This window comes from Amycolatopsis sp. CA-211722 (genome assembly GCF_056828465.1).
Genome location: NZ_CP184752.1, coordinates 1,102,836 through 1,124,807, shown reverse-complemented (window position 1 = coordinate 1,124,807; position 21,972 = coordinate 1,102,836). Strand labels below are relative to the sequence as shown.

The 21,972-nt window shown below is 68.5% G+C and carries 24 protein-coding genes and 1 tRNA gene; 16 read left to right on the top strand and 9 right to left on the bottom strand.

Features of this window, described 5'->3' with window-relative positions; translation table 11 throughout:
- Window positions 1-297 precede the first annotated feature (297 nt).
- The gene (locus ACOCEP_RS05475) at window positions 298-1,794 is read right to left on the bottom strand and encodes a S10 family peptidase (RefSeq protein WP_482336102.1); all 1,497 of its coding nucleotides are present in this window, start codon (window positions 1,792-1,794) and stop codon (window positions 298-300) included.
- Window positions 1,795-1,822: 28 nt separating this feature from the next.
- Here ACOCEP_RS05475 and nfi point away from each other — a divergent pair, with 28 nt between their 5' ends.
- From nfi to ACOCEP_RS05425, 10 genes are all read left to right on the top strand, one after another.
- On the top strand, window positions 1,823-2,503 hold the full coding sequence (gene nfi / locus ACOCEP_RS05470; protein ID WP_482336101.1) for a deoxyribonuclease V: 681 nt from the start codon (window positions 1,823-1,825) through the stop codon (window positions 2,501-2,503).
- Complete coding sequence (locus tag ACOCEP_RS05465) at window positions 2,500-3,192, top strand: uracil-DNA glycosylase (RefSeq protein WP_482336100.1); 693 nt, start codon at window positions 2,500-2,502, stop codon at window positions 3,190-3,192. The genes nfi and ACOCEP_RS05465 overlap by 4 nt, the downstream gene beginning before the upstream one ends.
- A gap of 84 nt (window positions 3,193-3,276) precedes the next feature.
- Entirely contained in the window at window positions 3,277-4,605 is a 1,329-nt protein-coding gene (locus tag ACOCEP_RS05460) for an NAD(P)/FAD-dependent oxidoreductase (protein WP_005155795.1), read from the top strand.
- Window positions 4,606-4,682: 77 nt separating this feature from the next.
- A complete protein-coding gene (locus ACOCEP_RS05455) occupies window positions 4,683-5,174 on the top strand; it encodes an SLATT domain-containing protein (RefSeq protein WP_482336098.1) in 492 nt (163 codons plus the stop codon).
- Between the two features lie 23 nt (window positions 5,175-5,197).
- Window positions 5,198-5,271, top strand: a tRNA-Leu gene (locus tag ACOCEP_RS05450).
- A gap of 206 nt (window positions 5,272-5,477) precedes the next feature.
- A complete protein-coding gene (locus tag ACOCEP_RS05445) occupies window positions 5,478-5,966 on the top strand; it encodes a hypothetical protein (RefSeq protein ID WP_482336097.1) in 489 nt (162 codons plus the stop codon).
- Between the two features lie 90 nt (window positions 5,967-6,056).
- Window positions 6,057-7,292 (top strand): sulfite oxidase, encoded by a 1,236-nt coding sequence (locus tag ACOCEP_RS05440; RefSeq protein ID WP_482336095.1) that lies wholly within the window; start codon window positions 6,057-6,059, stop codon window positions 7,290-7,292.
- A gap of 1 nt (window position 7,293) precedes the next feature.
- On the top strand, window positions 7,294-7,800 hold the full coding sequence (locus ACOCEP_RS05435) for a winged helix-turn-helix domain-containing protein (RefSeq protein ID WP_482336094.1): 507 nt from the start codon (window positions 7,294-7,296) through the stop codon (window positions 7,798-7,800).
- Between the two features lie 40 nt (window positions 7,801-7,840).
- Entirely contained in the window at window positions 7,841-8,677 is an 837-nt protein-coding gene (locus ACOCEP_RS05430) for an alpha/beta fold hydrolase (protein WP_482336093.1), read from the top strand.
- Window positions 8,677-9,261 (top strand): DUF7010 family protein, encoded by a 585-nt coding sequence (locus tag ACOCEP_RS05425; protein ID WP_482336092.1) that lies wholly within the window; start codon window positions 8,677-8,679, stop codon window positions 9,259-9,261. Before ACOCEP_RS05430 ends, ACOCEP_RS05425 begins: the two co-directional genes overlap by 1 nt.
- Here the strand turns inward: ACOCEP_RS05425 and ACOCEP_RS05420 are convergent.
- On the bottom strand, window positions 9,234-9,881 hold the full coding sequence (locus ACOCEP_RS05420; RefSeq protein WP_482339590.1) for a response regulator transcription factor: 648 nt from the start codon (window positions 9,879-9,881) through the stop codon (window positions 9,234-9,236). The two genes, ACOCEP_RS05425 and ACOCEP_RS05420, sit on opposite strands and share 28 nt — an antisense overlap.
- A gap of 30 nt (window positions 9,882-9,911) precedes the next feature.
- Entirely contained in the window at window positions 9,912-11,102 is a 1,191-nt protein-coding gene (locus ACOCEP_RS05415) for a sensor histidine kinase (protein ID WP_482336091.1), read from the bottom strand.
- Between the two features lie 223 nt (window positions 11,103-11,325).
- Between ACOCEP_RS05415 and ACOCEP_RS05410 the strand changes: the two genes are divergently transcribed.
- Together ACOCEP_RS05410 and ACOCEP_RS05405 are read left to right on the top strand one after the other, a co-directional pair.
- Window positions 11,326-11,877 (top strand): DUF4190 domain-containing protein, encoded by a 552-nt coding sequence (locus ACOCEP_RS05410; protein ID WP_465411224.1) that lies wholly within the window; start codon window positions 11,326-11,328, stop codon window positions 11,875-11,877.
- 77 nt (window positions 11,878-11,954) lie between these two features.
- Window positions 11,955-13,082, top strand: coding sequence for an acyl-CoA dehydrogenase family protein (locus tag ACOCEP_RS05405; RefSeq protein ID WP_482336090.1), 1,128 nt, complete (start codon window positions 11,955-11,957; stop codon window positions 13,080-13,082).
- Between the two features lie 99 nt (window positions 13,083-13,181).
- Here ACOCEP_RS05405 and ACOCEP_RS05400 read toward each other — a convergent pair whose 3' ends face one another.
- A complete protein-coding gene (locus ACOCEP_RS05400; RefSeq protein ID WP_482336089.1) occupies window positions 13,182-13,604 on the bottom strand; it encodes a MerR family transcriptional regulator in 423 nt (140 codons plus the stop codon).
- 129 nt (window positions 13,605-13,733) lie between these two features.
- Between ACOCEP_RS05400 and ACOCEP_RS05395 the strand changes: the two genes are divergently transcribed.
- Together ACOCEP_RS05395 and ACOCEP_RS05390 are read left to right on the top strand one after the other, a co-directional pair.
- Window positions 13,734-14,531, top strand: a complete 798-nt coding sequence (locus ACOCEP_RS05395; RefSeq protein ID WP_482336088.1) for a TIGR03084 family metal-binding protein — start codon at window positions 13,734-13,736, stop codon at window positions 14,529-14,531.
- A 98-nt stretch (window positions 14,532-14,629) separates the two neighbouring features.
- Window positions 14,630-15,271, top strand: coding sequence for a histidine phosphatase family protein (locus ACOCEP_RS05390; protein ID WP_482336087.1), 642 nt, complete (start codon window positions 14,630-14,632; stop codon window positions 15,269-15,271).
- Here ACOCEP_RS05390 and ACOCEP_RS05385 read toward each other — a convergent pair.
- The 4 genes from ACOCEP_RS05385 to ACOCEP_RS05370 form a co-directional block, all read right to left on the bottom strand.
- The gene (locus ACOCEP_RS05385; protein WP_482336086.1) at window positions 15,268-16,473 is read right to left on the bottom strand and encodes a cytochrome P450; all 1,206 of its coding nucleotides are present in this window, start codon (window positions 16,471-16,473) and stop codon (window positions 15,268-15,270) included. The genes ACOCEP_RS05390 and ACOCEP_RS05385 overlap by 4 nt on opposite strands.
- 35 nt (window positions 16,474-16,508) lie before the next feature.
- Window positions 16,509-17,213, bottom strand: a complete 705-nt coding sequence (locus tag ACOCEP_RS05380) for a TetR/AcrR family transcriptional regulator (RefSeq protein ID WP_482336085.1) — start codon at window positions 17,211-17,213, stop codon at window positions 16,509-16,511.
- A gap of 109 nt (window positions 17,214-17,322) precedes the next feature.
- On the bottom strand, window positions 17,323-18,252 hold the full coding sequence (locus ACOCEP_RS05375; protein ID WP_482336084.1) for a CE1 family esterase: 930 nt from the start codon (window positions 18,250-18,252) through the stop codon (window positions 17,323-17,325).
- Window positions 18,253-18,357: 105 nt separating this feature from the next.
- Entirely contained in the window at window positions 18,358-19,590 is a 1,233-nt protein-coding gene (locus tag ACOCEP_RS05370) for a glycoside hydrolase family 3 N-terminal domain-containing protein (protein WP_482336083.1), read from the bottom strand.
- A 238-nt stretch (window positions 19,591-19,828) separates the two neighbouring features.
- Here ACOCEP_RS05370 and ACOCEP_RS05365 point away from each other — a divergent pair, with 238 nt between their 5' ends.
- Window positions 19,829-20,404 carry a TIGR03086 family metal-binding protein gene (locus tag ACOCEP_RS05365; RefSeq protein WP_482336082.1) on the top strand — a complete coding sequence of 192 codons (576 nt, stop codon included), beginning with the start codon at window positions 19,829-19,831 and terminating at the stop codon, window positions 20,402-20,404.
- Window positions 20,405-20,409: 5 nt separating this feature from the next.
- Here ACOCEP_RS05365 and ACOCEP_RS05360 read toward each other — a convergent pair whose 3' ends face one another.
- Window positions 20,410-20,823 (bottom strand): MerR family transcriptional regulator, encoded by a 414-nt coding sequence (locus ACOCEP_RS05360; RefSeq protein WP_482336081.1) that lies wholly within the window; start codon window positions 20,821-20,823, stop codon window positions 20,410-20,412.
- A 67-nt stretch (window positions 20,824-20,890) separates the two neighbouring features.
- Between ACOCEP_RS05360 and ACOCEP_RS05355 the strand changes: the two genes are divergently transcribed.
- Window positions 20,891-21,949: an alkene reductase gene (locus tag ACOCEP_RS05355; RefSeq protein ID WP_482336080.1), complete on the top strand. Its 1,059-nt coding sequence runs from the start codon at window positions 20,891-20,893 to the stop codon at window positions 21,947-21,949.
- Window positions 21,950-21,972 lie beyond the last annotated feature (23 nt).

Sequence of the window (21,972 nt, the reverse complement as noted above, 5' to 3'; positions counted from 1 at the left end):
AGAAGGACGATGCCCGGCAGGAGGTGAGTCCACCTTCCACCAGGCTGGCATCTTCGATACGACGTGCTTTGCGTAACCCCGAGTCTCTCCAAGGTGGCCACACGGATGACGCCGTGCCGACTGTGTTGACGTAGGTATGAGTCCGTTAGTGGAGCTCGTGATAGGTACATGCCGACATGGTGGACCGGGACACCGACAGTGCGCGGGGCCGGAATGCTATGAACGGTCCGTTCCTTGCGAAATTTGCAAGGAACGGACCGTTCATAGCGCCTGAGGGTGCCGCTCGCGAGTAGGCGGCTACTTCCCGGAAGCGGCCTTGATGAACTTCGCCAGGTCCTTCGCCTGCCGCACCCGCGACTCCTCGTGCACGTACATCATGTGCCCGGCCGGGTAGTACGCCGTGTCGATGTTCTCCCGCAGCTCCTCGGGAATCTGCAAGCGCGCCAGTACGTGCTCCGAAGCGAAGTACGGCGTCGCGCCATCGTAGTGACCGAAGGCGACGTGCACCTGAAGATGCGGGTTCGCCCGCATGGCCGACGCCAGTGAGTCCACGGACGACACCGAGCGGCCTTCGAAGTCGGAATACGACCAGGCCTTGAACACGTCGGTCGACAGGATCTCGTACGGCAGGTCGTTCTCGTAGCCGAGTTCGGCCCGCACGTAGTGGTTGAGCCCGCCCGTGTACGCGCCGATGATCCGCGAGATCGACGGGTCGTCGCTCATGTGCTCCCGGCCGCCGTCGGGCTCCCAGGTGGTGAACCGGCCGTCCATCCGGCCGACGACGAGACCCTTGTCCCGCAACAGCTCGGTGAAGTACCGCACGTGCTCGATCCGCAGGTTGACGCGGTCCACATAGGACTCGCTCAACCCGGTCAGCGAAGCGAGCGTCGCCACGACCTCCGCCCGGTCCTGTGTGGACAGACGGGCGCCGCGCGCGAGGGCCCAGGGGAGTTCCTTGGCCGCGAAGTCCTCGGCGTCGGCCAGGACGTCGTCGAGCGGCCGGTCGCCGTGGAGGCCGTGGTAATGCGCGATCGCCGCGTACGTCGGCACGTAGAGCGAGTACGGCAGGTCGTTGCCTTCGGTGAACCGCAGCGTGCCCAGGTCCAGCACGGACGAGATCAACAGCAACCCGTTCAGGTACATGCCGTGGCGTTCCTGGAGATGCGACGCCAGCCCGGCCGCGCGGAGCGTGCCGTACGACTCGCCCGCGAGGAACTTCGGCGAGAGCCAGCGCTGTTTGCGCGAGACCCACAGCCGGATGACCTCGCCGATCGACTCGATGTCGGCGGTGTACCCGTGGTACTCCTTGGCCGCCTCGCCGTCCACGGCGCGCGAATAGCCGGTCGACACCGGGTCGATGAACACCAGGTCGCTGTGCGCCAGCAGGGTTTCCTGGTTGTCGGTCAGCCCGTAGGGCGGCGCGACCGGGTCGTCGACGTCGCCCGAAAGCACGCGACGCGGGCCGAGCAGGCCCAGGTGCAGCCAGACGCTCGCCGATCCGGGCCCGCCGTTGAACGCGAACGTGACCGGGCGCGAGCCGGGCTCCGCGTCGTCGAGCGTGTACGAGGTCAGGAACACCTCGGCCTTGGCCTTGTAGCCCTCGGACTTGCCGTCGGTGACGACCTCCTTCCGCAGCACGATCCGCCCGGTCTGGGCGGTGTAGGCGAGCTTCTTGCGCTTGAGGGTCAGCGTGTGCTTCGTGGTGACCAGGTCGTCGGTCGGCTCGACCTTGGTTTCCACCGACGGGGTGTCCTTCTCGTCGGTGGCCTTCGAATCGGGATTGGTGTCCGGCATGCCTCCAACTTACTGGCAGTCTGTAGGAGTGGACATCGTCACGGCGCATGATCGCCCGAGCACTCCCCAGGAGGCGATCGGGATCCAGGAAACCCTGCGTGGCCTGGTCGAACTCGAAGATCGCTGTCCACAAGAGATCGTCACGGTCACTGGGCTGGACGTCGCCTACGACGAGGCCAGCGGCCTCATCGCGGCCGCCGCGGTCACCCTCGAAACCGATGAGTTCCGCGTCGTGGAAAAGCGATCCGTCGTTTCCCGGGTCGCGTTCCCGTACGAACCGGGCCTTTTCGCGTTTCGCGAGCTTCCTCCGCTGCTCGACGCCCTCCGCGCGCTCGATCACGTCCCGGATCTGCTGGTCTGCGACGGCCACGGCCTGGCGCATCCACGCCGGTTCGGGCTCGCTTGCCACGTCGGCGTCGTGACCGGCTTGCCGTCCATCGGGGTCGGCAAGACCCGCTTCATCGGTGAACACGACGAGCCCGGCGATGCCCGTGGCTCGCGGGCACCCCTGCTGGACGAGGGCGAGGTCGTCGGCGCGGTCCTGCGCACCCAGGACGACGTGAAGCCCGTTTACGTCTCCGTCGGCCACAAGATCTCGCTGGACAACGCGTGCCGCCAGGTGCTGCGGCTGTGCCCGTCCTTCCGTCAGCCGGAGACCACCCGGCAAGCCGATCGGCTCGCCCGGGACGCGCTGAAAGAGGCGTTATGAGGTTCCGTTCGCTCGCCGAACTCGACGCCGAGGTCGTCGGCTGCCGGGCCTGCCCTCGGCTGGTCGCGTGGCGCGAGGAGATCGCCGTGGTCAAACGCGCGGCCTTCGCCGGCGAGACCTACTGGGCCCGGCCCGTGCCCGGCTTCGGCCCGCCGGACGCGTCGCTGGCGATCGTCGGCCTCGCCCCTTCGGCACATGGCGCGAACCGGACCGGCCGGCTGTTCACCGGCGACCCTTCCGGCGACGTTCTCTTCAAGGCGCTTCACCGCGTCGGGGTCGCGTCGCAGCCGACGTCGACCCATATCGGTGACGGTCTCGAGCTCCGCGGGACCCGGATGGTCTCCCCGGTGAGATGCGCGCCACCCGCCAACAAGCCCACACCTGAGGAACGGGAAACCTGCCGATCGTGGCTCGCGGCCGAACTCACGTTGCTGAAGCCGACGCTCAAGGCCGTCGTGGTGCTCGGCGCGTTCGGCTGGCAGGCACTGCTGCCGGTGCTCGCGGAGGCGGGCTGGCCGGTGCCCGCGCCACGCCCGAAGTTCGGCCACGGAACCGAACTGGAACTCGGCGACCTGCGGCTTTTCGGCTGTTATCACGTGTCGCAACGCAATGTCCAGACCGGTCGCCTGACCCTCGACATGGTGTGCGACGTCCTCGCCTCCGCGACCTCGGCGGCCGGCCTGAACTGAATCGGTGCGGAAACCGTGGCGACGCTGGTCACAGCCGGATGGGGTCTCCGAGCGATCTCAGCAGATGGGTGCGACTATAGAAATATGGCTGGTGTTAAGTCGGAACCGACACGGATCCTCGTCCTCGGTGGTGGGTACGTCGGGCTCTACACGGCGTACGGGCTCCAGAAGATGCTCCGGGCCAACGAAGCGTCCGTGACGGTCGTTGATCCGCAGCCGCACATGACCTATGCCCCCTTCCTGCCCGAGGCGGCGGCCGGTGCGATCGAACCGCGGCACGTGGTCGTGCCGCTGAGGCGCGTGCTCAAGCGCTGCCACGTGCTCACCGCGCGCGTGACGAAGATCGAGCACGAGCGCAAGGCCGTGACGGTCGAGGCCGCCGACGGGCACGTCGAGCAGCTGAACTACGACGTCCTCGTGGTCGCGCTCGGCGCCGTCGCGCGCATCCTGCCGATCCCGGGCCTGGTCGAGGAAGGCATCGCCTTCAAGACCATCGGCGAGGCGATCTACCTGCGCAACCACGTCATGACGAAGCTGGACGAGGCCGCCAGCACGCTCGACCCCGAGCAGCGCAAGCGCCTGCTGACGTTCACCGTCGTCGGCGGCGGGTTCGCCGGTATCGAGGCGCTCGCCGAACTCGAGGACATGACCCGGTTCGCGGTGGAGAACTACTACCCGAACCTCAAGGTCGAGGACATCCGCTGGGTGCTCGTCGAGGCCGCCGGGCGGATCCTTCCCGAGGTGCGCGAGACGCTCGGCGTGTACACCGTCGAGCAGCTCGAGAAGCGCGGCATCGAAGTCTATTTGTCGACAGCGGCGAAGTCGTTCGAGAACGGCCACGTCGTGCTTTCGGACGGCACCGAATTCGACACCGACACGATCATCTGGACCGCCGGTGTGAAGGCGAACCCGGTGCTCGCCAGCTCGGACCTGCCGCTGGACAAGCGCGGCCGGGTCGAGGCCACCGCCGCGATGCAGGTCGTCGGGCACCCCGACGTCTGGACCGCCGGTGACAACGCCGCCGTGCCGGACCTCTCGCGCACCGAGCAGGACCCGACCGCGACCTGCCCGCCGAACGCGCAGCACGCCGTTCGCCAGGCGCGTCTGCTGTCGAAGAACATCATCAAGGTGATCCGCGGCGGCAAGCCGAAGGACTACTACCACAAGAACCTGGGCGCGGTGGCCAGCCTCGGCCTGCACAAGGGTGTCGCCGACGCGCTGAACCTGAAGATCAAGGGCTTCCCGGCCTGGCTCTTCCACCGCGCGTACCACCTCAAGGCGATGCCGACGTGGAACCGCAAGATCCGCATCCTGTTCGACTGGATGCTCGGTGGCCTGTTCCGGCGTGAGGTCATCTCGCTCGGTCAGATCAACAACCCGCGCGAGGAGTTCGACAGGCTGTCGAAGTCCTGAGTTCGTAACGCCGTGAAGGCCTCCTTCCCTACGCTCAAGGTAGGGAAGGAGGCCTTCACGGCGTCTAAGGTTTGCTGGTGCAGGCATTCCGGAAGTCCGTACCCGCCGTCCCGCTCGCCACCGGCCTGACTCCGGCCGAACTGGCGAAGCACGTCTTGGAGAGGATCGAGCGCGACAACGCGCACGCCCGTTCCAGGAAGAGGCGCTTCCGCTGGCGCGCCGTGTCCATCAGGGTCTTCCTGCTCGCGCTGTCCGCTGCGTCCACGATCATCCTCGGCCTGCAGAACCTCAACGGCTGGACGGGGGTGGCGTTCGCCCTCGTGGCCGTGACGACCGTCGTCGGCGCGCTCGAGCCCTTCTTCGCCTGGCGCTCGCTGTGGGTCCTGATGGAGGAGGTGCAGTTCCGGCTCTACCGGCTGCGCGACGAGCTCAGCTTCTACCTCGCGTCGACCCCGCCGGACCGGATCGATCCCCGGCTGATCACCGAGAAGTTCGAGGAGTACCAGGCCGTCTGGAACGAGCTCGGCCTCCGTTGGCTCGAATATCGGCGTACTGAAGCCGCGAACTGAAGGGTATCGCCTAGGCTGTCGGTGCCCCGGTAGCCCAACTGGCAGAGGCAGTCGACTTAAAATCGACACAGTGCGGGTTCGATCCCCGTCCGGGGCACGTACGGCATCCACACAGTGCTCGGCGCTCGTGGGGAGGGCCTCGCGCAGTGCGGCAGACGGGCCAGGGGCCGAAGTGAGTGAACCGGCGAACCTCCGCGGCCGTTTGCGCCTGGACGAAAACATGTTGTTTCCCTGATCGCGCCGGGAGACGGTTGCTGATGCCGGTATCAGGCAGGCAATTGTTCTCGAAAGGGCGGTTTTGCCGTGCGCACTCGTTCGCGATCGATTCTGGCGTTGGTCGCCGGGCTGTCGATGATCATGGGGCTGTCACTTCAGGGGGCCGCCTCGGCGGTGGCTTCTCCCGGAGACGTCTCCGCGAAGGCCGACTGCTTCGTGTCGGACCCCGACAGGTTCAATGGCAAGAAATGGCGCGGAATCACGAACTCCGGGATGCAGACGCCGATCGGCTGGTTGCCCGACGGACATGCGGACTTCGCGGAGCACGGTGAAATCCTCACCGTGGTCGATAAGCACTCGAACGGGCGCCGCGTCGTCGTGGATTTCGATATCTGCTACGACGGCAAATGGCGGGAGTACAAGAACTACGACAGCGGCAAGGACGAAGGAGCCAATGATGTGAACCGATACAATTTGGCGTTCAAGGACGGTCGCAGTCTGCGCATGCGGGTATGTCAGGCCGACGGCAGCGGCGGGCTCAGGGACTGCGGCGCCATCACCTACATGGTGGCCTGAGCGGCGCACCGATGTGGCGCGGTCAGGCCACCGGTTCCGCTCTGTGGACGGCCTGGTCCACACGGACCGCCGCTGCCGACAATGACCCACATGACCGGAACCGGCCTGACCGACGAAGCCACCTACGACCGCACTCGGATCGAGCAATGGCGGGCGGGGAAGGCGTTGTCGCGGCGCGGGATGCTCCGGCTGACGGCCGGCGGCTCACTCGCGCTGACGGCGTTCGGCGCGCTTCCGTCCGGGACGGCGTCGGCGGCGACACCGATCGTGAAGCCGCTCCCACCGGAGATCTTCGAGGTCTACGGCACCAACGCGGAGACGCGCTGGGAGGCGCTGAGCGGCCAAGGCTATCTGACCCCGGTCGAGCGCTTCTTCGTGCGAAACCACACCGCCACCCCGACGATCGACGTCGGCACTTGGCGGCTGAAGCTCTTCGGGAGCGGGCTGCGTGGCGGGCCGGTCGAGTTCAGCTACCGAGACTTGCTCCGGTTGCCGTCGGAGACGATCACTTCCGCCATCGAATGCGCGGGCAACGGACGGAGCTACTTCACCAGCCAGCAAGGGCAAACGGTGTCGGGCACGGCCTGGAAGCTCGGCGCGATCGGCGTCGCGCGCTGGCGCGGGGTCCGGCTTGCCACGGTGCTGGCCAAGGCGGGCTTGACGCGGCACGCGGTGGACGTCCTGCCGGAGGGGCTGGACGCCGACTACGTCACCGGCGGGGTGAACCTCGGAAAGGTGCGCCGTCCACTGCCGGTCGAGAAGGCATTGCAGGACGTTCTGCTGGCCTACGAGATGAACGGACGTCCGCTTCCGCCGGATCACGGCCATCCGGTGCGGCTCGTCGTACCGTCGTGGGCCGGGATCTCGTCGATCAAATGGCTGGGGCGTATCGAAGTCTCGGACACGCCGCTGGTGTCGCCATGGAACACGCAGTACTACCGGCTGCTCGGGCCGGACTACCCGGCCGACGGCACGCTCGTGACCCGGCAGGTGGTCAAGAGCGCGTTCGAACTGCCCTGGAACGCCGAGTTCGCGGCCGGTGGCAGGCAGGTGCTGCGCGGGCGCTCCTGGTCGGGCAACGGCCGGATCCGGCGGGTCGACGTCGATACCGGCAGTGGTTGGCGGCAGGCGAAGTTCGTGGGCGCGGCCGCGGATCGAGGGTGGCAGCGCTGGGAGATCCCTTGGCGTGCCGGTGATCCCGGGAACCACACGCTTCGAGCCCGGGCCACGGACATCACCGGTGTCACCCAGCCCGACGTCACCCCGCACAACACCCAGGGCTACCTGTTCGACGCCGTCGTCCGGCATCCGGTCCGGGTGGTGTGAGATGACGCAGTCGATCGCGGTGAGCGTCGAGCCGACCGTCGAGCTGACTCTGGCGTTGCGGGTGAGCACGGACTCCGAACACGCCGCCACGATCGCCGCGCGGCTGCTCGAGTCCTTTGAGGACACTGTCGGCGTGACCTTGACGGCGCGGACCGTCCGGACCGGCCAGGTCGTCGAACTCGCCGGACGCCGGCGGTCCGGTGAGTCCGCCCCGCCGCTGCGCATCGAGCCGGATTCGCGGCGGGTGCTGCTGCGCGGCGAGGTACTGGAGTTCACCAGGCTCGAGTTCGACCTGCTGCTGTTCCTGAGCCGGAACCCGGACCGCGTCTTCGACCGCGGCACGCTGATGGAACAGGTCTGGGGCCTGTCCGGCGGCAACGGGCGGACCGTGGACGTCCACGTCCGCAAGATCCGGGGCAAGCTCGAACCCGTGCTGACGCCGATCGCGACGGTGCGCGGGGTCGGCTACCGGTTCGACGGGGGCGGCCAGGTGCTCATCGCGGGCTGAGCCGTCATCCGGGCAAAGCCGGGATGACAGGATACGAACCGTGACTCCGACTTACGTTCTCGTGCACGGTTCCAGCAGCGCCTCCTTCACCTGGGGCCCGCTGCAACGCGAGCTCGCGCTGCTCGGCCATCGCACCCTGGCCGTCGACCTCCCCGGGCACGGCTTCGCCGCCGGTTTCCACGCCGCTTACCAGGCGCCGCAAGACCTCGAAGCGCTGGCCACGGCGCCGTCGAACCAGGCGGGGGTCACGCTGGCCGAAGCCGTCGAGCAGGTGGTGGACGTCGTGCGCAAGGTCGCCGAGCACGGTCCGGTCGTGCTGGTGGGGCACAGCCGCGGCGGGCTCGTGCTCACCGGCGTCGGCAACGCCGTCCCCGAACTGATCGACCGGATCGTCTACATCTCGGCGTGGTGCTGCGTCGACGCGACGGTGGGCGAGTACATGCAGGGACCCGAGTACGCGAGCAGCGCGCTCAACGACGTCGGCGGGGTCGTCGTCGCGAATCCCGCCGAGCTCGGCGCGCTCCGGATGAACTGGCGTACGGCCGATCCCGCGCTGCTGGCCGCGTTGAAGAACGCGATGCTCGAAGACGGTACCGAGCAGGAGTTCTTCGCCTACCTCAACACCCTCGAGCCGGACGAGAGCCTCGACGCCGGAACCGAACTCGCCGTCGCGGCCACCTGGGGCCGGATCCCGCGCACCTACGTCAGGCTCACCGAGGACCGGTCGATGCCGCTCGCGCTGCAGGACCGGTTCGTCAAGGAGGCGGACGCGCTCACCCCGGACAACCCGACCGACGTGCGGTCGCTCGCGAGCAGCCACGTCCGGTTCCTCATCCATCCGCGGGAGGCGGCTTCCCTCCTCGCCGAGTTCGCGTGATGTCGGACGTGTTGTTCACCAAGGGGCATCTGGTCACGTTGCTGATCAGCTCCGCGATCGGCGTGGGATTCGGTGCGGGGTGGTGGTTCTTCGGTGCCTCCTCCGTTCCCGGCGGATCGACGCCGCTGGTCGTCGTGGGCCTCGCCGCGGTGCTGGCGCTGGCGGGCCGGCTCGTCCTGATCGCCCGCAGGGGAGCGGGGCTGCCCGCGGGCGGAGGCCGGGAAGAAAGCCCGTTCGGCAAACGCTATGGGATCGCCGTGCTGCTCATGCTGGTGGGGATCTTCGCCGGAGCACGGGTGCTTTCGGCGGTCTTCGAAGTTCCTGAAGCCGTGCCCGCGTGGGTGCTCTTCGTGGTCGGCCTGCATTTCCTGCCGTTCGCGAAGTTGTTCGGCTCACGGCGTTTCCTGGTGTTGAGCGCCCTGTTGTGCGCTGTCGCCGGGCTGGCCGCCGTGCTCGCGATCGCGGGCTGGGCGGCGGCCTGGCAGCTCGTGCCGGGGTTCGGCGGCGCCGTCGTCCTCTGGGGGACCGTCGCCGCCGGGTTGCTCGCGACGGACGTTCAGGGAGCGACGAGCCCGGCTTCGTAGGCGAAGATCGTCAGCTGGACCCGGTTGGTCGCGTCGAGTTTCGCGAAGATCCGGGTGATGTGGGTCTTCACCGTCGCTTCGCTCAGGTGCAGGGCCGCGCCGATCTCGGCGTTGGTCCAGCCCTGCGCGACGGCGGTGACGATCTCCCGCTCGCGTCCGGTCAGGGTGCTCAGCCCGGTTCGCGCCCGGTGACGGCGCGGGCTCGTCCTGGTCGCGACGAAATGCCCGATGAGTTTCCGGGTCGTCCGCGGCGAAAGCATCGCCTCACCCGCCGCGACCACCCGGACCGCGTCGATGATCTCCTGCGGCGAACCCTCTTTCAGCAGGAACCCGCTGGCGCCCGCGCCGAGCGCGTCGAAGACGTACTCGTCGAGGTCGTAGGTGGTCAGCACGAGGACCTTCGGCGGATTCGGCAGCGCGGTGACGGCGGCGGTCGCGGTGAGCCCGTTCATCCGCCGCATCCGGATGTCCATCAGCACGACGTCGGGCGCGTGCATGGTCACCTTCGGCACGGCTTCGTCCCCGTCGCCCGCCTCCGCGACGACCTGGATGTCGCCCGTGCTGGACAGGATCATCGACAAACCGGTTCGTACGAGCGGGTCGTCGTCGACGAGCAGCACTCGCAGTGGGCGCTGGTTCACCCGGACAGGTTAGTGGTGTCCCCACGGTAGCCAAGCCCGGACGGCGAATGTGCCCTCCTCGGTGGGGCCGGCGCTGGCGTTCCCTCCGGCCAGCGTGACCCGCTCACCGATCCCGGTCAGCCCCGCGCCGGCACCGGGTGGCTTGCCCGGGGCGGCCGTCGCGGGCACCGGATTGACCACCTCGACGGTGAGCCCGTTCCCGGGACCGCCGCGGACCGACACCTCGGCCGGCGCGCCCGGCGCGTGTTTCAGGATGTTGGTCAGCGATTCCTGGACGATCCGGTACGCGGTCGTGCCGAGCAGCGCCGGCGCGCCGCCCGCGTCGTCGAGCAGGATCGTCACGTTGACGCCCAGCCCGGCCCGCCGCGCGTTGGCGACCAGTTCGGGAAGGTCCGCCAGCGTCGGTTGCGGCGGCTCGGGATGCGAACCGTCCTCACCGAAACCCTGGCCATCGCGCAGGACACCGATGACCTGCCGCAGATCTTCGAGTGATTGGCGGGCCGTCGTGCGGACGGTTTTCGCGGCTTCGGTCGTCGCGGGCCCGTTGCTGACCTCGAGCGCGCCCGCCTGCAGCGATAGCAGGGAAAGCCGGTGCCCGAGGACGTCGTGCATCTCGCGCGCGATGCGGGTGCGTTCCGCGCGGCGGGTCATTTCGGCGCGGAGCTCCGCTTCCTTGGCCTCGCGGATCGCGATCGTGCCCTGCATCCCGCGGACGACGCCGACCGTGAGCGGTACGGCCGTCATCACGACGGCGACCGTCAGCGTCCCCATCAGCTGTACGGCGGAGAACTGCTTGCCGACGATCTGCCCCGCGACGGTCACGTCGGGATGGCGGTTGGCGTCGCCGAACAACGCCCACGCCGTCGCGAGGTAGACCAGGACGGAGCCGGTCCACAGGAGACGGTCGCGGCGGTGCGCGGCCAGCGCGGCGAGGGCGACCAACGCGGCCAGCGCGTCGGAGCGGAAACAAAGCGGCGGAACCAGGGCGATGCCGAGGACGAGTTCCGGCCATTTGTGCCGCCAGCAGAGCATCACCGCGGCCGCGATCCCGGTGAGGAAACCGAGCGTGGACCACCACGTCGGGACGAACGATCGCGTCGCCGGAAGGTAACCCTGGGCGCTGAAGACGAAAATGCTGCTGATCACGCACGCCGCGACCGCCACCACGGTGAGCACCACACCGAGCACACGCCTTGCCATGCGCCGAGCGTACGCAGGCCCGCTTGGCCGGCCGCATCAGCGGAACCGGTCCTTCACGACGCGTGGATTACGACTTTCGTCGTACCGGGTTCACGCGCCGAGGACGACGCGGACACTTCGCGATCGCTGGTTGTATGCCGCCTCGTTCATCCCTTTGGAAAGGAAAACCCCCGTGACCCAGCAAACCCCCTACACGCCGGCCCCGCAAGCCCCCGCCGGTCCGATGCCTCCCCGCAACGGCATCGGCGTCACGGGCTTCGTCCTCGGCCTGGTGGGGCTGGTCTTCTCCCCGATCCCGTTCGTCGGCGTCATCGCGTGGCCGCTGGTGATCCTCGGCCTGATCTTCTCGATCATCGGGCTGATCCGCGTCAAGAACGGGAAGGCCTCCAACAAGGGCCTCTCCATCACCGGTATCGCCTTGTCCGCGCTCGGGCTCGTGGTCTGCGTGGTGTGGATCTTCGTGTTCAACGCGGCGGTCAACGAGGTCAACAACGAGATCAACCGCACCGCGAAGGTGTCCTACGAGGTCACCGGTGACGCCACGAACGTCGAGGTCATCTACGGCGAGGTCCTGAACCCCGCCACCGAGACCGTCCCGGCGCTGCCGTGGAACAAGGAAGTCGAGAACAAGGGCGTCTACAAGGGCGGGACGCTCACCGTGACCACCGGCGAGACCGGTGGATCCGTCACCTGCAAGATCACCGTCGACGGCGCGGTCGTCTCGACCAAGACCGCTTCGGGCGAATTCGCCATGGCCGCCTGCACCGGAGTGTGACGGCCGGACCGTGAAAGGCCTCCTTCGCCATTCTCGGGGTGGCGAGGAGGCCTTCGCGATTCCGGCATGATGCGATCATGACCGAGCCCGTCCACCCGTTCGACCCGCCCGCCCACGAACGCCACTGGATCGAAACCGTCACCGAACTCGCGACGGACTTCGCCGCGAGCGCCGCCGAATTCGACGACACGGCCGAGCTGCCGATCGCCAACCTTCGCGCCTTGCACGCGACCGGGCTCGACAGGGCGACGTTGCCCGCGGAGCTCGGAGGCGAGGACCTCAGTTATCGAAGCTACGGTGAGATCGTCCGGATTCTCAGCGCCGCCTGTTCGTCCACCGCGTGTGTCTGGGTGATGCACATCGGCGCCGCGGCCGGGCTGGCGCAGTTGTCCGCTCCCGATGTGGGGCGCTTCTACGCCGAAGAACTCATCGGCGGGAAGCGGTTCGCCAACGCGCTGTCGGAACCGAGCAGCGGCAACATGTTCCTGATGCCGCAACAGGTCGCCGAACCCGTCGACGGCGGATACCGGCTCACGGGCGCCAAACGGTTCGTCTCCGGCTGCGAGGCCGCGGATCACTTCCTGGTCAACGCGCTCGTCGGCGGCGTGCCCACGTTCTTCGGTGTCCCGCCGGACGACACGATGACCTTCGTGCCCATCTGGGACACGATGGGGCTGCGCGCCAGCCGAAGCCAGCTCGTCTCCTTCGAAGGGACCCTCCTGCGGGAGGATCGCCGGTGCCCGCCCACGACCGTCCAGCGGCCGAACCACATCGCGGCGGGTCTCGCCTTCCTGTCCTTGGGGATCGCCGACGCGGCGGAGCGAGCGCTGATCGCGCACGCCCGGAGCCGGGTCATCCCCGCGACCGGGGAGCCGCTCGCCGGAATGCAATGGCTGCGATTCGAAGTCGCGGACGTCCATTCCCGCCTCGAAGCGTCGCTCATGTACGCCAGGAACATGGCGTGGCTGGCGGACCGGAACTCACCGGAGTTCCTGCCCGCGACCATGACGGCGAAGCTCCTCGCGAACGACATCGCCCGCGAGGTCGCCCAGCTGGCGCTGAAGGCGGGCGGTGGTTCGGGCTTCCTCCGCACTTCGCCGATCCAGCGGTTGTTCCGGGACGCGCAGGCGGGCGGTCTGATGGCCTATTCGGCCGAAGTCAGCAAAGACCGGATCGGGACGACCGTGCTCCTGCCGCAGGAGTGACCGGCCGGGTGACGTCAAGCCCGGCCGGGCCCGCCGAAGCGGGTCAGCAGCAGCCGCTGCCGCAGCAGTCGCAATCGCACCAGTCGTCGTTCCGCATGATCATCCACCTCCTTTCTCGGGGGTACAGCCGGGCGGGCACCAGGCACCGGGAACCGGATCGGCGCAGGTGGCACCGGACATCCCGGACAGCATGGAGGTGAGCTCGGCGTGCAGTTCGCCGAGCCGCGCCCTCTCCGCTTCGATCTCGGCGAGATGGCGTCGCAGCAGGGTTTCGGCGGGTTCGCACGGGCACACGCCGGTGTCGCGCACGCTCAGCAGGTCACCGATCTCCGTCAGCGTCAGCCCGAGCCGCTGGGTGCCGCGGATGAACCGCAGCCGGTCGATGACGCCCTCGTCGTAGCGCCGGTGGGCACCGGACGTCCGCGCGGGCGTGGGCAGCAGGCCGATGCGCTCGTAGTAACGCACGGTGTCCGGCCGCACTCCGGCGCGGGAGGCCACTTCGGACATGGTCAACGGCGTCATGCCACGAGCGTAGAACTTGGACCCGGCTCCAGAATCAACCTCGGATTTCGACGGGGCTCACGAAGAGAAGACGACGGCCGGACGCGTCCGCATCATTCGAGAGGGTGGAAACGGCGAGAGGACGGCACGGTGACTGACTTCCGGAACGTGATCAGGGACCTCACCACGGAGGCTGAACAGGTCGACGCCCTGGTGGCCGGCCTCGACGACGCGGGATGGGATCTTCCGACGCCCGCGGCGGGCTGGTCGGTCAAACACCAGATCGCGCATCTCGCGTTCATCTTCAAGATCGCCGGGTTGTCCGCGGGCGAGCCGCAGACGTTCGCCGAAGTCATGAAGCGGTCGATGGCCCGCGGTTTCGACGCCGCCGTCAACGCGGCCCTCGACGACTACCTCGGTGACCCCAACGAGGTCGTGCTGAGCCGCTGGCGGGCCGAACGCGACGCCGGTATCAAGGCGCTCGCCGCGGTCCCGGCGGACCAGGTCGTCCCGTGGCTGGTCAACCCGCTGCCGCCGGCCATCCTCGCCTGCGCCGGGATGATGGAACTGTTCGCGCACGGCCAGGACGTGGCGGACGCGCTGGGTGTGCGGCCGGAGCGGACGGACCGGCTCGCGTACCTCGTCGGCTTCGCCGTCCGGGTGCGGGACTTCGGCTACGAAGCGCGCGGCCTGACCCCGCCGGAGCAGGAGTTCCGGTTCGAGATCACCTCGCCGTCGGGTCAGGTGTGGACGTTCGGCCCCGAGGACTCGCCGGAGCGGATCACCGGAAGCGCGGAGGACTTCTGCCTCCTGGTCACGCGGCGCCGTCACCGCGACGATCTCGACGTCCGCGCCGAGGGAGCGCTGGCGGACCAGTGGCTGGACATCGCGCAGGCGTACCGCGGCCCCGCGGGCGAGGGACGCTCGCCGGGCCAGTTCGGCCGTTGAGGGTTCCGTCATTTTCGCGGTGATGGGGCATCCTGGAAGTCGCGAGCGACTCGCACTCGGTGCGATCGTCGACGCACCGGGGGTCTAGGAGGCGAATCGTGACGCGAGTGTGGCTGATCAGGCATGGGGAAAGCGAGTCCAACGCGGGACTTCCCGGCGGGGAGCCGGGGACTTCGGCGCTGACCGAACTCGGCAGGCGTCAAGCCGTCGAAATCGCGGATTCGCTGGCCGAGCCGCCCCGGTTGATCGTGACGTCGCCGTTCCTGCGGGCGCGGCAGACCGCCGAGCCGACGATCGAACGGTTCCCCGGCGCGGACCGTGAGGAGTGGCCTGTCCAGGAGTTCACCTTTCTCGGCGAACTCCATGGACAGGTCACCACCACCGAGACCCGTAAGCCGTACACGGAGGCCTACTGGGCCCGTGCCGATCCGCACCACGCGGTGAACGGCGCGGAATCCTTCGCGGCGCTCTTCGCCCGGACCCAGGATTTCCTGGCGCGGCTGGGAGAACGCGAACCCGGGCCGATCGCGGTCTTCACGCACGGGCTCTTCATCCGTGCGGTCATGTGGTCGTTGCTGACCGGGATCACCACGCCGGACAGTGAGGCCATGCGCGGATTCCGCACGTTCGCCGACACCTACCTCGTGCCGAACGGCAACATCACCGAACTGCGGTACACGCCCGGGAAGCGGGCCCCGCGAGTGGTGGTCCCGCTCGCCTCCCGGTACGCGGATCGCTAGGACTTCAGCGACAGCTGGAGCTTGTTCACCCCGGTCATGTTCGGGCTCGGGATGAACGACGGCGGAGCGGCCGGATCGGTGCGCAGATCCGGGAACCGGTCCAGCAGGACGTTGAGCGCCGTCTTGCCTTCCAGCCTGGCGAGCGGGGCGCCGATGCAGAAATGGACCCCGCGCCCGAAGGCGAGGTGGGGGTTGTGCGCCCTCGACGGATCGAAGGTGCCCGGATCCGTGAACGTCCGCGGATCCCGGTTCGCCGCCGCGACCCAGACGCCGAGCATGCTGTCCGGCGGGATCGTCTTGCCGCCCAGTTCGACCTCGGTCGTCGTGGCGCGGGCGACGAGCGCGAACGGGCTGAGGAACCGCAGCGATTCCTCGATGGCGGCGGGCAGCAGGGTCCGGTCCTCGCGGACGCGCCGGTACTCGTCCGGATGGGAATCCAGGCACAGCACCGTGTTCCCGAGCAGCATCGTGGTGGTGATGTGCCCGGCGAGCAGCAGCACGTTCGCGAAGTTGACGACCTCGTTCTGCGTGAGTTTCGCGCCGTCGACCTCGGCTTCGACGAGTTTGGTCAGCAGGTCCTCGCGCGGGTTCCGCCGCCGGTCGTCGACATGTCCGGCGAGATAGTTCGTCAGGTTCTTCACCTGCGCGGCCGTTTCCGCGGCGGCCTTCTTGTCCTCCTCGGTCTGCTTGATCAGCGACCGCTGCTGGCTGTTGCCCAGCAACGTGTCGACCCACTCCTTGAACAGGTCGCGATCGCTCGCCGGGATGCCGAGCAGTTCGGCGATGACGATCACCGGCAGCGGGTACGCCAGATGGGTCACCAGTTCCATCGAGTCCGCGCCGTCGACGGCGTCGAGGAGTTCGTTCGTCAGCGCGGCGATCCGCGGTTCGAGATCCGCGACGACCTTCGGTGTGAAGGCGTGGCTCACCAGCGTGCGCAGTTTCTTGTGGTCCGGCGGGTCCATCACGAGCAGATTGCCCTCGACGAACAGGTCCTTGTCCGGCGAGAGGTCCTCGGGGATCAGCCGGGTGGTGTCGGAGGAGAACACCTTGGGATCACTCAGGGTCTTCAGCGCCTCGGCGTGGCCGTAGACGTTCCACATGCCCGTCTCGGGATCGAAACGGACCGGCTCGGCCGGGAATTCCCCTCGAAGCCAGAACTGGCCTTCGTGGACACCCCAGTTTTCGGCGATCGTGGTCATCGCTTGCCCCCTTCTTCAGTGGTGGAGAGCCCGGGTCAAGCGGGCTCCTCGGAGCCGTCCTTCCGGTAGATCCAGGCGCGATAGGACGAGATCAGCTCCCGGAACGCCTGGATCACTTCGGCCGCGGTGGCGGCCACGTTCGCCGGGGACGGCGGCTCCGGCGGCTCGAACGCCGTCCGGATGATGTGCGCGAGAGCGTCGGCCTTCTCCTCGGTTTCGAGGCCGGCGCCGTCGGCGATGAAGCTGTCCATCAGGTAGAACCCCAGCGACGAGGCGCGCAGGGAGAACAGCAGGTTCGGGATGTCGTCGCGCAGCAGGCCCCGGTCCGTCATCGTCTTCAGGTACCGCTCGGTCACGACCGCGTCCTGATCCTGCAAGGGATGTTTCTTCAACCGGCCCAGCAGTTCGGTGTTGCCGGTGATGAGCGCGCCGAGCAACGGGTTCCGCTGGGTGTGGAGGAAGACCGCCCGATGGAACCGGTGCGGGACGACTTCCGCCGGGTCTTCGTCCAGCCGGGCGAGGAGGTTCTCGGCGGCCAGGAGGGATTCGCGCAGGAGCAGCGCGTGGAAGAGGGTTTCCTTGGTGGGCCAGTGCAGGTAGATCGTGCCCTTCCCGATGCCGGCCTGGCTCGCGATGTCCTCGATGGTCACCTTGCGATAGCCCAGCCGCGTCAGCAGGACGCCGGCCGCGTCGAGGATGCGATCGGCGCGGCCGGCGGTGCGGTCCGGACGTTCTGCCACGTGCGCTCCCAGTTTTCTGACTTTGTGACCAGATTTGCTCATCTGGTCACCCGGTCAGTTCGACGGTAGCGCCGGGTGGCCCGGTCCGGCAAGGGAAATCGACGAGTTCTTAACGCAGCCGGTGGGTGAGCAGGAACTTCCAGATCACCGGGGTCGCGTCGATCACGGTCGGAGTGGCGGAGTCGTTGTTCGGCGCGGTGCTCGGCCAGACGTGCCCGGCGCCTTCGATCCGGTAGTGCTGAAGTGCGCAGCCGAGCCAGCGCTGAACGGTGACGTCGGTTTTCGGCGAAGAGCGGATCGGGTCCGGGAAGCAGCCGTTCCGGTCCGCCCACGCGGAGAGCCAGTCCGGCAGCGCGGGCAGGCCCTTGGCGGGATTCCCGGTGTAGGGGATCGTCTTGTCGGCCGTTCCGTGGAAATCGAGAATGGGCGCGGGACGCGACGGGTGGCATGCGCCGCCCTGCGGGTAGAACGCGCCGGCGACGGGGGCGAACGCCGCGATCCGGCCAGGCATCCGGCAGGCGAGGACGCCGACGAACCCGCCGCCGTTCGACTTGCCCGTCGCGTAGATCCGCCGGGAGTCGACGCACAGTTCACGCTGGAGCGTGTTCAGCAGATCGCTGGTGAAGAGCACGTCGTCGGCGTCCGCCGAATACGGCGCGCCGGTCCACGCCGATTCGCCGTCCGTTCCCGGGAGCCCTTGCGGATAGACCGAAATGGCGTCGTAGGCGGAGAATCCGGACAGCTCCTCCTGATACTTCGACGTGCGTTTGTGCCCGTGGAACGACAACACCACCGGGTACGGCCGGGACGGCCGGTAGCCGGCCGGAACGTGCACCGTGTACTCGCGGACCAGGCCGCCGGACGTCAGCGTCCGCGCCGTCGTCGTCCCGGCGGGAACCGGGGACGGACGATGGCAGCCGGTCGTCCGCACCGGATGATCGATCGCCGCCGAGGCCGCCGGGGCGGCGACGAGGCTGAGTCCGGCGGCGGCGGTGGCCGTGAGCGCGAGGCGACGCAGGAACTTCGTGGGACCAGGCACGCGATCCTCCTTGATCGGGCGGCAGGGCGGTGATCAGGGTCACTCGTGCCGTCGGCCTGGTCAGCATTGTGTTCATTGAGTTTTCGGACCGGCGGTATCCGGCCGTCAGCCGCAGGCGCGTTTCGCCGTGAGCACCCGGGTCAACGCCTCGTCGACCCGGGCGGCCGGAAGGTCGCCGGACGCAAGCGCTTGCTCCAGGGTGGTCAGCACCGTCCCGACGTTGCCGCCGGAGGACCACAGCGCCTGATCGGCGCCCGCCTGCAGCGCCTTGAGCACGGCCGCCGGCAGCGGGTACTGCGCCGTGATCGCCTTCATCGCCCCGAGATCGTCCGTGATCACCGGGCCGTCGAACGCGTAGTCCTTCCGCAGCAGCCGGTACGCCGGTGCCGACAGGGTCGACGAGGTGCCGCCGGTCAGATCGGGTACGTCCAGGTGGCCGACCATGACGCCGATCTCGCCGTATTCGCCGATGTCGCGGTACGGCACCAGGTCGACCTTGCGCAGCGACGCCAGCGGTGGTGTTCGCACCAGTCCCTTGTGGGAATCCCCGGTGGCGTGCCCGTGCCCGGGGAAGTGCTTCAGCACCGGCTGCACCCCGGCGTCCCGAAGGCCCTGCGCGAACGCCAGGACGTACTTGCGCGCGACCTCCGGGTTCGCGCCGAACGATCGGTCACCGACGATGTCGCGGTCCGGCTGGTCGGTGATGTCGGCGTCGGGCGCGTAGTCGACGGTGACGCCGCGGGCCCGCATCTGCCGCCCTCGCTCGGCCGCCTTCGCCCGCACCTGCGCCGGCGTCAGGGTCGAGGCCATCTTCCGGGCGCTCGGCATCTCGCCGTCGAGGGCGTCGATCCGCTGGACGCGGCCGCCTTCCTCGTCGATCGCGACCGAAACCGGGACCTTCGCGGCGCGCTGCACCTCGTCCAGAGCCTGGTTCTTCAGCAGGGCCGTCTCGTTGCCGCCGAGGAAGATGCCGCCGACCTGCTGGTCGCGCACCAGCTTCACCGCGGCCTGCGGATCACCGGCGTTCACGCCGACCACCACCAGCTGGGCCAGCCGTTGCCGAGGGCTCATCCCGGCGATGACGGCTTCGCAGCCCGAAGCGGGCGTCTGCTCCGCCCTCGGCGAGGGCGCGGGCTCGCTGGAAGGCCGGCTTGAAGCCGCGCTGCTGCCGGGTGGAGTCACGGATCCCGCCGGCTGAGCGGAACCGGCCTCGTCGTTCGCCGTGCCGCACTGCACGCTGGTGGCCAGGACAGCGGCGGCTCCCAGGATTACGGCCGCCCATCGCTTCGTCGTCTTCGGTCGCCCGGAGTTCATCGGCTCGTTTCGTTCGTCGTCCATGCCGCTGTCGACGGTAACCCCAGTTGCCCTTTCGTACGCGTTCGCGTGCCCCTTCGGTACGCGACCATCCCTCTGGTCACGCGGTTCCGGTGCTTGACAAAGTCGATTCGACCAGCATAAATTACCGTTCGGTTATGGAACTTTGAGGTTATCTACTGCGGTCATCGCGCGAGCGGAAAGGAACAGCACGATGGGACGAGATCTCCGAGGCGAGGGCCGCTCTGGTGGAGGAGGCGTGATGACCGCCATCGCGGACCGTTATCGAACCCGCGCCGACGCCTTCGAGACCAAGGTCGCCGCGGTCCGGGCCGGGCAGTGGGAGAACCGGTCTCCGTGTGAAGACTGGAACGCCCGGGACGTCGTCGGCCATATCGTCGACATGCACGGCGCGATGCTGCGCCCCTTCGGGCGTGGTCTCGGGCCGGCGCCGTCACTCCGGGAAGACCCGCTGGGCGCCTTCCGTGCCGCGCGGGCCGACGTCGAAGCCGTCCTCGCCGACCCCGTTCTCGCGGCGACGGAACACGAGACTCCGATGGGGAAGATGACCGCGGAGCAGCACATCGACCAGGTCGTCAGCGCCGACATGGTGATCCACGGCTGGGATCTGGCCAGGGCCACAGGGCAGGACGACACGATCGATCCGGCGGAAGTCGCCCGGATGTGGCCCTCGGCGCGGGAGATCCCCGATCAGATGAGGATTCCCGGAGCGTTCGGGCCCGGCATCGTCGTCTTCGGACCGGAAGTGGAGGTGCCCGAAGACGCACCTTTGCAGGAAAGGCTGCTCGGGCTGATGGGCCGGGACCCCTACGCCTGACCAGGTCAGGCGTGGATACCGCGGTGCCGCCGGGCGGGCCGGGAAGGCACCGGTACCTCGGCGGTGTCGGTCCCCTTGGCGGCGGCCAGCACCCGTTCCAGCACCGACAAGGACGTGGTGAGCAGGGAGATCTGGTTCTGGATGCGGGCCTTGGCGATCTCGAGTTCGCCGGTCATCTCCGGTGAGGGCACCAAATGCGTGTGGTCCCCGGAAACGCCGGGAAGGAGTTCCGCGATCTTGCCGCTGCACAACCCCGCCGAATAGAAGAGCTGGATCTGCAGGACCCTGGCGACGTCCTCTTCGGCGAAGGTCCGATAGCCGTTGCCGCATCGAGCGGGACTCAGCAGGCCCTCCGTTTCGTAGTACCGCAACGAGCGGACGCTCACCCCGGTTCGCTTCGCCAGTTCCCCGATCCGCATGAGTCCACAGTAGCCGCGGGAACCGAGGTTGACCGTGACGTCGGCGTCAGGGTTTAGCTTCGCGTTCATGAGGTTGCTCGAAGCATTCCGCGGTACCGCGATCCGGCTGCCGAACCGGATGGCGATGGCCCCGATGACCAGGGGACGCGCGGACGATGTCACCGGCGTGCCGCATCCACGGACGGCCGAGTACTACGCGCAACGCGCGAGCGCCGGGTTGATCGTGAGTGAAGGCGTCTGGGTGAACCGGACCGGCAAGAGCGGCCCGGGCATTCCCGGGCTCGCGACGGAGCGACAGGCCGAGGCCTGGCGTGCGGTGACGTCGGCCGTGCACCAGGAAGGCGGCCGCGTCTTCGCGCAGCTCTGGCACGCGGGCCGGGTCTCGCACCCCGGTGTGATGGGCCGGACGCCGGTGGCGCCGTCGGCGGTCCGGCAGGCGGGGCGGATCTTCTCGGCCGGCGGCTGGACGGACACGGTCGAACCTCGCGCGCTCGGCGAGCAGGAGATCGGCGAGATCGTCCGGGACTTCGCCGCGGCCGCCCGGAGGGCCGTCGAGGCGGGATTCGACGGCGTGGAGCTCCACGGTGCCAACGGCTACCTCATCCAGGAGTTCCTCGCCGGCAACACCAACCGGAGAGAAGACCGGTACGGCGGTTCGGTCGCCGCCCGGCTTCGGTTCCCGCTCGAAGTGGTGGCGGCCGTGGTCCAGGAGATCGGTGCGGCCAGGGTCGCCCTGCGGATCTCGCCCGGAAACCCGGAGAACGACATCGTGGAAGACGACTGGAAGGAGGTATACGCACGGCTGGTCGCGGAACTACGCCGGTACGAGCTCGCGTACCTGCACGTCATCGACACTCCCGACGTCGAGGCGCTGTCGTATCTGCGGCCTCTGTGGCCGGGGACGCTCATCGCGAATCTGCGGTCCGAGGAGCCGACCACCCAGGCCGAGGGGGAATCCCTGATCGAGTCCGGACTGGCCGACGTGGTCGCATTCGGCAGATTGTTCATCGCGAACCCGGATCTGCCCGCCCGGTTCGCTCTCGGTGCCCCGCTGGCCCGGGCGGACCACGCCGTCTACTACGGCGCCAGGCTCGACGGCTACACCGACTTCCCGGCGCTCGCCTGATCTTCGCCGCCCGTTCTACAGTG